The 13,633-nt window shown below is 44.4% G+C and carries 11 protein-coding genes; 1 reads left to right on the forward strand and 10 read right to left on the reverse strand.

Features of this window, described 5'->3' with window-relative positions; translation table 11 throughout:
* Position 1 precedes the first annotated feature (1 nt).
* The 10 genes from NST25_RS18090 to NST25_RS18135 all read right to left on the reverse strand — a co-directional run bounded on the left by NST25_RS18090 (position 2) and on the right by NST25_RS18135 (position 12,689).
* Positions 2-1,120: an LCP family protein gene (locus tag NST25_RS18090; protein WP_339187455.1), complete on the reverse strand. Its 1,119-nt coding sequence runs from the start codon at positions 1,118-1,120 to the stop codon at positions 2-4.
* A gap of 3 nt (positions 1,121-1,123) precedes the next feature.
* A complete protein-coding gene (locus tag NST25_RS18095; RefSeq protein WP_076129747.1) occupies positions 1,124-3,034 on the reverse strand; it encodes a nucleoside-diphosphate sugar epimerase/dehydratase in 1,911 nt (636 codons plus the stop codon).
* 66 nt (positions 3,035-3,100) lie between these two features.
* The gene (locus tag NST25_RS18100; RefSeq protein ID WP_339187459.1) at positions 3,101-4,411 is read right to left on the reverse strand and encodes a glycosyltransferase family 4 protein; all 1,311 of its coding nucleotides are present in this window, start codon (positions 4,409-4,411) and stop codon (positions 3,101-3,103) included.
* Complete coding sequence (locus NST25_RS18105) at positions 4,359-5,585, reverse strand: O-antigen ligase family protein (RefSeq protein WP_076194873.1); 1,227 nt, start codon at positions 5,583-5,585, stop codon at positions 4,359-4,361. The genes NST25_RS18100 and NST25_RS18105 overlap by 53 nt, the downstream gene beginning before the upstream one ends.
* A 92-nt stretch (positions 5,586-5,677) precedes the next feature.
* Positions 5,678-6,913 (reverse strand): oligosaccharide flippase family protein, encoded by a 1,236-nt coding sequence (locus NST25_RS18110; protein ID WP_076194869.1) that lies wholly within the window; start codon positions 6,911-6,913, stop codon positions 5,678-5,680.
* 5 nt (positions 6,914-6,918) lie between these two features.
* Entirely contained in the window at positions 6,919-7,626 is a 708-nt protein-coding gene (locus tag NST25_RS18115; RefSeq protein ID WP_076277771.1) for a CpsD/CapB family tyrosine-protein kinase, read from the reverse strand.
* Positions 7,574-8,332, reverse strand: a complete 759-nt coding sequence (locus NST25_RS18120) for a Wzz/FepE/Etk N-terminal domain-containing protein (RefSeq protein ID WP_339187464.1) — start codon at positions 8,330-8,332, stop codon at positions 7,574-7,576. The genes NST25_RS18115 and NST25_RS18120 overlap by 53 nt, the downstream gene beginning before the upstream one ends.
* 251 nt (positions 8,333-8,583) lie before the next feature.
* Positions 8,584-9,546 (reverse strand): permease prefix domain 1-containing protein, encoded by a 963-nt coding sequence (locus NST25_RS18125; RefSeq protein ID WP_076129752.1) that lies wholly within the window; start codon positions 9,544-9,546, stop codon positions 8,584-8,586.
* Positions 9,547-9,552: 6 nt separating this feature from the next.
* On the reverse strand, positions 9,553-9,879 hold the full coding sequence (locus NST25_RS18130; protein ID WP_076129753.1) for a PadR family transcriptional regulator: 327 nt from the start codon (positions 9,877-9,879) through the stop codon (positions 9,553-9,555).
* A gap of 2,024 nt (positions 9,880-11,903) precedes the next feature.
* Positions 11,904-12,689: an SDR family oxidoreductase gene (locus NST25_RS18135; RefSeq protein ID WP_076304439.1), complete on the reverse strand. Its 786-nt coding sequence runs from the start codon at positions 12,687-12,689 to the stop codon at positions 11,904-11,906.
* Positions 12,690-12,888: 199 nt separating this feature from the next.
* Between NST25_RS18135 and NST25_RS18140 the strand changes: the two genes are divergently transcribed.
* A complete protein-coding gene (locus NST25_RS18140; protein ID WP_076182436.1) occupies positions 12,889-13,542 on the forward strand; it encodes a TetR/AcrR family transcriptional regulator in 654 nt (217 codons plus the stop codon).
* Positions 13,543-13,633: the final 91 nt, after the last annotated feature.

Genomic DNA, 13,633 nt, shown 5'->3' on the forward strand with positions numbered 1-13,633 from the left:
CTTATTCCGTAAAAAGACGTTCTGTAAGTGACTTTACCTCTTCCGGATTTGCACTCCAATAATACACTTTGGTTCGGACGAGCGGATCTAGAGCAGAGCTGTTATGGCCAGGAATCTGTTCATAAGCAAAATCCGCGGAATCCATTCCCTTGAATAGCCAAGCTAAGCTCATCAAATCACTGTCACTAAAACTCGTATCAATAATGTCTTTCTTTTCACGCAGTAGCAGTCCCGCTAGATCAGGAATATGCTCCGGACTTAATAGCTTTTTGGCTACAGCCCGAACGATATTGAATTGCTCCCGTTGGCGGCTAAAGTCACCCTCCGGAGTCGAGTAGCGCTCCCTTGCTAAATAAAGCGTGTGGGCACCATCCAGATGCTGCTCACCTTTCTTGATGGTGATCTCCGGAGTGATGGTCACATCCTGATCAATCAGCATATCGATCCCGCCGATCGAATCGATGAAATCACGAACACCGGAGAAGTTCGTCTTGATGTAGTAATGAATAGGAATATTCATAAAATCACTAACGGCTTGAATCAGTGTCAGCGTACCCTGCTGATTCCCACCCTTTGTCTCACCAACGATATGTGCATGATTGATCTTGGTATAACCGATGTTCTGCACATAAACCCGCGTGTCCCGCGGCACAGATACGATATTCGCCTTCCGTTGATCCGGCATCACATGGGCAACCATGATCGTATCTGCCCGCGAGCTTTCTCCGCCCCAAGTGTCTGTTCCAATTAGCACTACATTAAAGGATGAGCTTTTCTTGTCTGTTGGAGATGTCACCGCAGTTGGAGTCTGTGTAGACGTTGTAAGGGTAAGCTCATCCGTTTGCGCTTGTGGGGCTGGTGTGCTGAGCGATTGCACCATCGTTTCATTGTCCGTAACCACATTAGAGCTAGGGATCGTCAAAGGGTTAAGAATCGCCTTATTAAAACGATGCTCTGGATTCAATATCCCTCCAATCCAGATCCCCCCAACTACAACCACAACAAGAATAACAATCAGGCTGTATCGTCCCACCCGCCGCATGCGTGAACGTTTACCAGTAATTGCCTTGTCGCGCTTGCCCCATAATCTTGTCATCCATGAATGCTTAGTCGACTTCATAGGTCAGATTCCCGCATGAACTTCGGATTTAATGCGTTCAAGATCATGTGTGCCCACCTGCGGTTCTTCCTGAAAACCCGAATAGCTTGGAATTAGCTGCTTTAGCAGTTTTTTGATCTGATGACTGCTTGGCATCAGTTCATACCGTTTGCACAGGTTCTCCAGAACCCCCAACACCAAATTCAGTTCAGATCTGGAGACACTTTGCGGGCGGCTAATCATAATACGGTAGTTGTTAGTGACCAATAACCCTTCTTCTTCAGTCAAAAGCTCCTCAAACAATTTTTCTCCAGGACGAATGCCAGTGACCACAATGGGAATATCTTTGTCAGGCTCGAGACCCGACAAGCGGATTAAATCCCTCGCTAGATCGTATATACGAACTGGCTTACCCATATCCAGCACAAACACTTCTCCCCCTTGTGCCAGCACACTTGCTTGAATAACCAACTGTACCGCTTCGGGTATCGTCATGAAGTAACGCACCATATCCATATGTGTAACCGTCACCGGGCCGCCGTTTTCGATTTGTCTTTTGAATAACGGAATGACACTGCCCCGACTGCCCAGCACATTACCAAACCGTACAGCGGCAAAAACCGTCTTACTTAAGGAATTCTGATCATTAATGATCATTTCCGCAGCTCGTTTCGTGGCCCCCATAACACTGGTAGGATTAACCGCCTTATCCGATGAGATGAGGATGAACCGTTTAGCGCCATATTTAGCACTCGCTTCCGCTACATTCCTTGTGCCGATCACATTATTTTTAACTGCCTCTACTGGATTCATCTCCATAAGAGGAACATGCTTGTGAGCAGCGGCATGATACACAATGGAGGGGCGGAACTTTTGAAAAACGTTATCGATCCGCGATACATCCTGAATGTCCGCTATAATGGGATGAATGATCTGATCGGGATATAACTGCCGCAACTCTTGTTCAATAAGATAAATGCTATTTTCTCCATGCCCCAAAAGCAGCATTTCCTTCGGACGATACGCAGCCAATTGCCGGCATAATTCCGAACCAATTGAACCGCCTGCACCCGTGATGAGAATACACTCGCTTCCCAGATTCTCACGAATCTCTTCCGTATTAATTTCTACGGGACTTCTCCCCAACAAATCATTTACGGATACTTCACGGATCATGTTAATGGCCATTTTCCCGTCCAAAATATCGGTCATACTAGGCATTAACTTGATCTGAGCTTTGGTAGATTTGCAGATTTCGATGATCTCCAGTAATTCCTTTTGAGGAGCCGTAGGCAAAGCGATGATAATGAACGAAATGTCCAGCTCCTCGACTGCCTGGGGAATGAAGTTACGGTTACCGACTATCGGCAACCCCATAAGCTCCAGCTTGCGCTTTGAGATATCATCATCTATGAAGGCAACTGGGTTCATGAATTTAAATCTTGAATGCTTGATATCTTTGGTAACGAGGATGCCTGCTTTTCCCGCCCCAACAATTAGCAGATTGCCTTCGGATGAACCCTTTGTTCCCAGTGTTTCGAATCTATCGTTGATGAGGCGGTTAACTAAACGTAAGCCGGCAATGCCGAGAAATACGTAACCCGCTGCAAAATAAATCGAAATCGGCAATCGATAGGAAGGGACGAATACATGCGCAGATACATTGACAACGACCACTCCGCAGAGTGTTAAAGCACTCACTTTTAGCAGCTGCAATAACTCACCTATACCGGTGTATCGCCAAATATTGTTATACACCTTGAATCCAAATGAGAACGCTGCGTACACCATTATGTGAATGAGTATCGCCCACGGAAGCATCCACATGTACTGCTCAGGGATTTGAAAATCAAACCGAAGTAAAAACACAAGCCACACTGAAGCCGCTATAATTCCCGCATCCAACATGACTAAACGTACGATCCGCATTTTCATCACTTCTTTCTCCCTAATTAACTAATTATTCGTTTATTCGTTTGTTGTCGTATATGCGAGAATGAATTATCTATCTGCTGTCAGACCCGGTTGTAATTCAGACGGAAATGGCTTTATCCCTGGTTCTTTCAGCGCTTCTATATAAATCGAGTCCATTTCACGAAGCACCGCTGGCAATCCATAGCGAATAATCCTGTCCTTGTTCGCCTTACCCATTGCTGCGGTCAAAGCTGCGTCCGCTCGCAGTTGAACCAGTGCTTTTGCCGTAGCGGCAATATCATCCACTGGAACCAACATGCCCGTTGACTCATGCTCAATCAAATCGCGAATGCCCCGAATATGTGTGCCGATCACGGGTTTGCCTGCTGCCATCGCCTCCATAATCGCCCGGGGTAACCCCTCACGATAGGACACAAGTGCCGCAACATCACACGCTTGTAGTAAATCCGGTATATCTCTTCGGAACCCCAGAAAATGCACCTGATCCCTAACCTCTAACCGAGTAGCAAGTTCTATAAGGGTTTGCTCGAAAGGACCTGTACCTGCGAATGCTAGATGAATATCGCTTGCTTGATCACCCAAATGATGTAGTGCTTCGATCAACTGTTTTTGGTTTTTGTTAGCATTTAACTCAGCGACGCAGAGAACAACGAATGAAGGATTATCATTGTCACTCTTAGGTAAATCAAATAGCTGGTGACGACTTACCCCCTTCATTTTTGCAATTTCATCATCCCCCTCACCGCTACCGTATACCTGAAGATCAAGCCCGACTCCGCTCACATAAGTTACTCTTTTTCGCACAGGGAATTTCAGAGCACGCTCATAATCTTCACTATTAATGGTGATCAGTACATCCGTCCAACGTGCCATCAAATACTCCAACGGATAATAAAGCATCCAGTTCAGAAAAGGAGCACCTTTAAAAAAATGAAAACCATGAGCTGTATACAATACGCTAGGGACACCTGCTCTATGGGCTGCAATCCGTCCGAGAATCGAAGCCACTGGTGTATGTACATGGACGAACTGAAATTTTTCCGCTTGGAAGCTTTTCGTTAAGATCCGCAGAGCCGTCCAATTCTTCAACTGTAAAGGACTTCGTTGTATAGGTACGTCGTGACATACAATTCCCCGCTGTTCCAAGCGCTGTCTGGCTTCGCCCGGCTGAGCGTAAGCATGGACTTCACACCCTTTTTGCAGCAATAACACCATGTAAGGTAAATGAAAACTCTCGAAATGCCCATATATGGAGGCTACAAAAGCAACCTTTGCTTGTAAGCCACCCTCAGCTGGAATACTCCCGATGTCCTTACTTGAGCTTTTATTGAGGTTGCTCTGCTCGTTGTCGAAGCTTGCGCCCAGTTGACCGTTCAACGTGTTGGGTTCGATAGGGCATCTCTCCTTTCAGGTTTTTGTCTGTTAACCGGATGCAAGCTCCGTTCATCGCCATCATGAACCACCAATACCGCTGGAATAACGCCTCAATACCCATCGATAACCCAATCATCGCCGCATGGGACAACAGCAATGCCATAATAATTGGCCTATGAATGGGATCTGCTGCACGATAAGAACGGATACCCACAATGAAGAACCAAATCATAAATCCTCCATATACAATCAAGCCCAATAAGCCGAATTCAGTCAAAAACCATATTGGCGTGTTGTGGATAATAATGCGCAGTTCGTAATTATAGGAACCAAGCCCAATGCCTAATAATGGACTTTGTGCGATCCAATCCACCGCTTTGTCAATGATGTCAAGACGCGACTGGATCTGGGAAGGTCTGCTGGACATAGACTCCAGCACATTTAGATAAGCGGTGCCTTTATACAGCAGCAGAGCTATAAAAGCCACACCAAACCCCATTCCGATCTTGAGCAGTCTGGAAGGTTTGGTAATCAAAAGTGTAAGTAATACAAGGAAGAGACCAATCCATGACGAGCGCGAGAAAGTCATCATAATGCCCCCGGCTAAGCTTATCGTCGCTAGTATGCTGACCCATCCCCGCAGCAGCTTTATCTTCTCCCCACTCGTCATGATATGAATGGCAAAAGCCGTCACCAGCAATCCCCCGTATGCATTGGGATCAATTAACATGCCGGACAACCGCCCGTCTTGCACCATAAACGGAACCTTTACTCCGCTGAAAAAAGCGAATAGGGCAACACCATTTAAGAGCAGCACACTGATCAGGAAAAATCGGAGCATCTTATATAACCGTTCCCAGCTATCTACGGCTTGCACAAGCATGATGTAGGTCAACAATAGGAGTATGAATCCAATATCTTTTTGCAGTAAGGCGTATTGGGTTATGAAGCCGTTGCGCCAAATGGATACAAAGGAAGCTAGAACAAAAATGAACAACATGCCCCAATGCCATGAACTGAATATCCTCCGGTCCAATTTGAGATGGAATCCAGCGGCAAACAAACCTAACATTAAGAAGAGATCCGACGGGGCGATACGGAAGGCTCCACCAAAATCAAACTGTGCCGGAAGGCATATGATATACCCCATGACCGCAAACAGAAATAAATTATGCATGGTGTAGGGCTTCCCTACAACAGATACAGATGTCATACAAGTTCCTACTTTCCTACTTTCCTACTTTCCTACTTTCCTATAAAACAAAGAACTTATGCTGCCGCTTCCGACTGTTCCCGATTTCTTACCTTTCCGATGACACGATACAGCACAACTACACTGCCAATCATCTGTACAAATAACGACGAACTAGCTCCCATCGCAGCACCTACTACCCCGTAATGAGGTACGAAGATCAGACAACATAAGCCATTAGTGAATGCTGTGCACAGAAACAATGGAATCTGGGCTTTGTACCTTCCGGTAGCCGTTATGGCGTACCACAGGTAGGATGAAATAAATACCAGCATGGTGGACGCCAGCAGCCAATGAAACAACCCTAACTCTCCTGCCACGTCTGAACTGAATAATAAGGTTAACAGCTTGTGTCCAAACAACCACCCTATCAAACAAGCGACCGAACTAAAACCCAAACCCATCGCTATCATTCGGCTGAGTAAAGTGACAAACTCCTTGTGTCTCCCGGCTGAATGCCACCTGGCAAGACGTGGTGTTATGGCTTCACCAAGTGCGGTGACGACAACATTACAGGCAACAATCATATATGAGAGTGAAGCATAAATACCTAAGTCATGCTCCCCTTTAAAATAGGAAATCGCGTATAATGGGATATTCGTATTTAACGACATCAACGCCAACACCACGCCTAGCGGTGAACTGACGATCAGTAAACTCCATAGGCTTCTTTTGTTGAAGAGTGGCCTGAGAGAAGTGTATATTCTCGCTTTACGAGCATCATATCCAATCGTTATCGCTAACCATCCGATAATCATGACTAACAAGGCAAGAATAAGGCTCTGTGTAGGGATAAATACGAGGATGAAGATTAGAATGGAGAATAACCCTTTTGCCATTCTGGAGATTGAGATTTGATCTAATCTCTCCTCCTTTTGAACGATGCCTAATAAAATATCACTGATTGATTCAACGATTCTATACAGACCGATGAAGAAAATAACCAATGCTGTATTCCAATCCAAACCACTCATTATGCAAAAACCTGCGGTAATCGTAAACGCAAGGGCGGTTGTTATCAGCCGTAAGCCCAGAAAGTCTCCAAAACTGTATTTCCCCGATGAATCAACGATTAATACGGAACGAAGATGTAGATGCGACAGCATAAAGATCGGAGCAGTAACTGCAAGCCCTAGCGAATATTGCCCCACGATTGCCGATGACCCGAATTTATTCAGCAGGATCACAATCACAAACTGAGCACCAGCGTAAGTGATATTCCCGAGCAAATAACGAAGAGAAGCAAATGACATAGACGTCAGACCATTCCTGAAGAAGAGGCCCACTCGGCAAAATCTTCACCACGAATCTTGGAACGCCTGCTCTTTTTCCGATAATTCAATACGGCTCCCAGTAAATGTGCTCCCTGCTGCTCTAACAAGTGCTTGGCAGAACTCGTGTGCTTTAAGAGCACTTTTCCGGATTTCACAACTAGCAATACCCCCTCAGTCATCGTTGCCAAAATAAGGGCATCCGAAAATGGCATTAATACAGAAGATGAGTCGATGACAATCGTATCAAAACGCACGCTCAGCTCTGCAAACAATCGCTTCATTCCTTCAGAGCCTAGTAATTCAGCGGGATTTGGTGAAATCGGACCAGAGGTCAATACAGACAAACCTTCTGCTTCCTCAATAGAAATAATGCAATCCTCTAAGCGGGTATGATCCACTAAGATACTGCTAAGCCCGATCCAATTAGGCAGATCAAATGCCTTATGCACCGTTGGCGTACGTAGATCCCCATCAATGAGTAGAACTGTCTTACCAGCTTCCGCCATGGCAATCGCCAGGTTTATCGCTACCGTTGATTTCCCTTCATCCGGAAGCGAGCTTGTGACTAATAAAGAGCGGATCTCTCCACCAACGCGGGTATAACGAATATTGGAGCGTATGCTTCGGAATTGATCTCCGTTAGATGACTTCGGTTGTTCCAGGCAATATAATTTTGGCGTCTTCTTCTTCATAACTTGTGGCTCCTTCTGCTGATTTGGTTTTCGCTTTATTCCGCCGTTTACGTGGCTTCAATTTGCCCACGGTTCCCAGAAGCGGAAGCTGCAAATCAAGCTGAATATCTTTGGCACTTCTCACGGGTTTCTCCATCATTTCCCGGAGGATAGAGATTGCGATCCCGGTAATCAGCGCCAATCCGAAGGCAATAGCCATATTGAAGACCGGCTTAGGTGAGACAGGATCAGAAGGAACCTTGGCACGGTCGAGAAATACAACATTCTCAACCCCCATAATCGATTGGATATTTGCATTAAAGGCTTCTCCGAAGCCATTCGCGATATCTGTTGCCCGTTGAGCTTTTGAATCAGTCACAATTACCGTTGTTACGAGTGATTCACTGTTGGTTCTTGTCTTCACATTTTTGAGCAACTCTTCCGCTGTCATTTTTAGCTGCAGCGTTCTGACAACCTCTTCCGCTATCCTGCTGCTTCGAATGATCTCCCCGTAAGTGGTTACCAGCTTTTGTCCGGCCATAATGTCATTAATTGCTTTCTGCTGCCTGTCCCCTTGAATAAGTATAGAAGCTGTCGCCTCGTATTTCGGCTGTAAAACATAATAGCTAACACTACCAGCGAGCCCGACTGCAGCGATACATAATACAATAATGAACAGCAGCCTACGTTTTACTAGTTTCAAAATGCTGCCCAGTTCGAATTCCATCGATCATTTCTCCTAACTAGTTAATGTATTGTCGCCTCTTTAACAAGATTATTGTTGTATATTCATATTCTCTTTCTCTCAACATATGTCCAAGTCCGTACTTAAAATTTAAATGTCAAAATATTAAAGGGCTCATTTAGCTCACCTGTTAAAATCCAACAAAAAAAGGCATTCTTCCAGTAAAATCAACTGGTAGAATACCTTACATATAATCTATCTAGTTCAGGAATGTACAAGTGCAGTTAACACCATCAGGAGATATCTTTACGTTTCAGAACATGATGAACATTGCTTAACATGCCGGATAGAACTCCAGCAATTGGGAATACTGCCCAATTGACGTCCCAGCGCCCATAGACAAAACCCGTGAACAGAAAAATCGCCGTCGCCAAAGGCCATAATACAGCCCCAACAACTCCAACAAATCGGTTCTCTTCCTGCTTCTCTGCAGTGATATTCGGCTCCTCCAGCAACTTCGTATAAGTACCCTGGATATTCCCGTAATAGATGAACAAAAACACCGCCACAGCTGCAATAAACAGAAAAGCAGCGACTCCATAGGGAGCATAGTCATCGTTGACATAGCTAGTGGTAAAGATAAAAGCCGGCGACAGCACGCATAGGCAGACTCCTGTAATCAGAGAAAGACGGTAAGTCGGAGCATAAAGACTTTGGCTGCGTTGAAGCGCCATTTTTAGAGCATAAGGCAGCTGAAAGCCTTGCTCCAGACTCTTAAAGCGATCCAGCTTCATTCCGCTGTGTATAAACATCCCGACCGCGATAGCGACCAGCACGAACATTCCGACCAGCCCCAGCATCGAACCTTTATCACTCATAACAGCCTTATTTTCAAATATTGTATCCAGGGTGATCAAAAACGCCACTCCGCATGCGCAGAGAAAAACGCCGATCCCCGTCCATAATCCAGCGCTTCGTCTGGCCGCCGCATAAGCGTAAACCTCTTCTTCCGTCAGCACCGGAATAGCCTGTTCTGGCGCAACTGGATCGATGCCAAGCTCCGCTGTCAGCTCTTCAATATTGCCGAATTCCGATATGACGATACCAATCGCCTCATTCTCCGACTTGCCAGCAAGCTTCAGCTCCAGGTACTTCTCCTCCATCCCTGATAGCAGCTCTTGCTTCAGATGTTCCAGTTCCGGAGTCTTTGGCAGACCCGCAAACATATTATCCAGATATACTATGATCGTCTCCATGCTCTATCACCACTCCTTGATAAATTGGTTTACAACTTGCTGTGTAACCTTCCATTCCTCACATTTTTCTCGGTAATAGGCGAGACCCAAAGGGGTAATCCGGTAATACGTACGCCGCTTGCCAAGACTCTCATCCAGATAAAAGGATTCTATATATCCGTTTTTCTCCAGTCGGGTGAAGGCAGAATATAACGTTGTCTCCTTCATGACATATTTCTCCTGCGTTAACTGCCTGATATTTTTGGAAATCTCGTACCCGTAAGATTCCCCGTCCAGCAGCATGTATAGGATCATCGTATCATTGTAGCCGCGTATAACATCACTGCTGATCAAAAATATCCCCCCATGATTACTTCATCTGTCGTAGTAGTTGCAGTATAACATAATTACTACGACAGATGAAGTAGTTAATGGAAAAATAGGCCAACATAATTTGAGGACCGAACCTTCCTTGATTAAATCACAATTGCTGTCTGCGCATGAGGTAGCTTCCAATATGAGGTTAGGTATACGAAGGTGCAGGCCAGTAGTGTTTGCGGGGACGATGGTGTTTACTAGTAGGCTGTTTGCGAGGGCGGGGTGTTTACCAATTGGTTGTTTGCAGGACGATGGTGTTTACTAGTAGGCTGTGTGCATAGACGGTGACGTTTACCTACTCTTACATTGGCGGATGAGGTACTATCGGACTCAGTTGGCGTTATTCGAGGCGTTATTCGAGGCGTTATTCGAGGCGTTATTCGAGGCATTTTACTACTTTTCAGGTTCTATCGGACCCCAATGCACCTATTGGCGCACAAAACATCATATTTAGGGCCCTTTCTAGGGAATAGCTGCACTGGAGTCCGAAACTACGCTAGAACTGCGAAAAACATACTAATAACGCCATTGGGGTCCGTTTGCCTTGCTTGCCCCATTTTTTTTTGAACAACCAACGCTGGTTTGTTTTCCTTTTTATTGAACCTTAATACAATAAGGTTGACTGCAAGAACATAGGTGTTTACTTCCCCTTACTTTGGCGGACGAGCTACTATCGGACTCAGTTGACCTTATTCGCAGAAATTCCCCACTTTTCTGATCCTATCGGACTCCAATGCACCTATTGGCGCACAAATCACCACTTTCGAGCCCACTTCTAGGGAATAGCTGCACTGGAGTCCGAAACTACGCTAGAACTGCGAAAAACATACTAATAACGCCATTGGGGTCCGTTTGCCTTGCTTGCCCCATTTTTTTTTGAACAACCAACGCTGGTTTGTTTTCCTTTTTATTGAACCTTAATACAATAAGGTTGACTGCAAGAACATAGGTGTTTACTTCCCCTTACTTTGGCGGACGAGCTACTATCGGACTCAGTTGACCTTATTCGCAGAAATTCCCCACTTTTCTGATCCTATCGGACTCCAATGCACCTATTGGCGCACAAATCACCATATTCGAACCTACTTCTAGGGAATAGCTGCACTGGAGTCCGAAACTACGCTAGAACTGCGAAAAACATACTAATAACGCCATTGGGGTCCGTTAGCCTTCCTTGCCCCATTATCTATTGAAGCAACAAACCAACGCTGGTTTGTTTTCCTTTTTATTGAACCTTAATACAATAAGGCTGACTGCAAGAACATAGGTGTTTACTTCCCCTTACTTTGCTGGACGAGCTACTATCGGACTCATTTGACCTTATTCGCAGAAATTCCCCACTTTGCTGATCCTATCGGACCCCAATGCACCTATTGGCGCACAAATCACCATATTCGAGCCTACTTCTAGGGAATAGCTGCACTGGAGTCCGAAACTACGCTAGAACTGCGAAAAACATACTAATAGTGTCATTGGGGTCCGTTAGCCTTCCTTGCCCCAATATCTATTGAAGCAACAAACCAACGCTGGTTTGTTTTCCTTTTTATTGAACCTTAATACATTAGTTAGTTAATTACTCTAGACGAGCTACTATCGGACTCAGTTGACCTTATTCGCAGAAATTCCCCATTTTGCTGATCCTATCGGACTCCAATGCACCTATTGGCGCACAAATCACCATATTCGAGCCCACTTCTAGGGAATAGCTGCACTGGAGTCCGAAACTACGCTAGAACTGCGAAAAACATACTAATAACGTCATCTGGGTCCGTACCACAGTGGATGATTATGAGTCGGCGGTGTGATTGAGATTTAGATGTCGATTGTTGATGTTGATTTTGTTGATGTAAATACAAGCGAACGGAGTCAAAGTCAGCAAGTCAAAACACAAAACAGCGGTTCTCCCATATTGGGGAGAACCGCTGTTTTGTTGTTTTTTTATAATCAATGAAATAGTTAATCATTGCTAAGGAATACACCAACTTGAATACGTTGACCTATTAATGTCGTGTACGGAGCATACGTCCAACAAAATAAAGCATTTGTTTACGTGTGAAAAAACGTGACATTTGAGCAGAAATATAGTTTGTAAATCCTGGGACAGCAAATACTTTTTTAGCCTGAAGCGACCGAAGAGCCACTTGAACGACATTTTCTGGAGTGTCTCGTTTGCCTACCGAAGCCTCATCGGCTCCCACGACATTAAAAAATTCTGTTTCCGTAGACCCCGGACATAACGCAAGAAATTGTACGCCCCGTTTCCGATTTTCCTCCCATAGCGCTTGAGTAAATGATAATACAAAAGCTTTTGTCGCTCCATATACAGCCATATTAGGGAGAGGTTGAAATGCAGCTGTTGATGCAACGTTTATGATCACTCCACTTTTTCTATTTAACATCTCTGGCAAAAACAAATGGGTCAGATCTACAACCGCCAAAACATTTAGCATCACTTCTTCATGTTGTCTCGAACCAGATAGTTGTTCAAAAAGCCCATGCGTAGCAAAACCTGCATTATTAATAAGAATATCAACGTTCAAGCCACGTTCTACACATTGTTGATAGAGCCTTTCAGGGGAACCTTCTTGAGATAAATCAGCAACTAGAACCTCCGCTTGAATTTGAAATTCTCGTTTTAATTTTTCCGCTAAAGCAATCAGTTTATCTTCAGAACGGGCGACTAAAATTAAGTGACTTCCTTTGGCTGCAAGTTCTCGAGCAAACGCTTCACCTATACCCGAAGAAGCTCCGGTAATCAACGTCCATTTATTTTGAATTGTAATCATTGTTATCCTCTCTCCCTTTAACGACCATTTAGAAACAGTGTTTCAATAAGAATCATTGTATCCAAGTGAAGTTGCGTTGTCAAATAAAGTTCTACACATTTAATTATTGGCTATTTCTCTTCTACATCAGTAAAATAAGGTTTAGAAATAACGGCTATCTAAAAAAAGCTAAAGTAAAGTTCTAAGGAAGTGAAACTACATGCAAAAATCGTCCAAAATATCTTCTATAGATGCACAATCTGTTACAACCTACCCAAAAGCAAAACAACAGCATGCGGAAACATTAAGACTCAACATTATCGAAGCCGCTGCGGCCATTATGCATGAATCTGGACCCGAAGGTGTAACCATCCGTAAGGTTGCTGAAAAAATGGAATGTCCCACAAAAATCATTTATAACTTGTTTGGAAACAAGGAAGGTTTAGCGAAGGAGCTTTTTCTGCAAGGGTGTAAATTGTTGGCTGCTGCCTTTCAAGCGGTTCCAAAACAAGACAATCTAAATTTATATCTTCGCGAGCTTGGACAAGCTTATTGGGATTTCTCACGGAATCATACTAGCTATTATATGGTTATGTTCGGAGGAGCCTTTAGCGAATTCAAACCGGAGGAGGAAAGCCTACATGCTATCTTTACGGCACTACAACAAGTGATAGCCCTTATTACAGAAGCCATCGAACAAGGATTTATTAACGAAAAAGACCCTCTGCTTGTTGTGAACCTGGTGTGGGCGTCATTGCATGGCGTCATTCATCTGCATTTAGGGGGACATATTCAAAATGAGGAAACGGCTAAAATATTATATGATAGATCGGTCTCCAATTTAATTCATACCTTCTTTAAAAAAGATAATTAATTCTAAAAAGGCCTCTTTGCAAGTCCCTACTCAATAAATTCAAGCCGTAATCTTGGGATATCCTTAGATCACGGCTTTTTTAACATGCTAA

It is taken from the genome of Paenibacillus sp. FSL E2-0190, assembly GCF_037992965.1.
Taxonomy (GTDB): domain Bacteria; phylum Bacillota; class Bacilli; order Paenibacillales; family Paenibacillaceae; genus Paenibacillus_AQ; species Paenibacillus_AQ odorifer.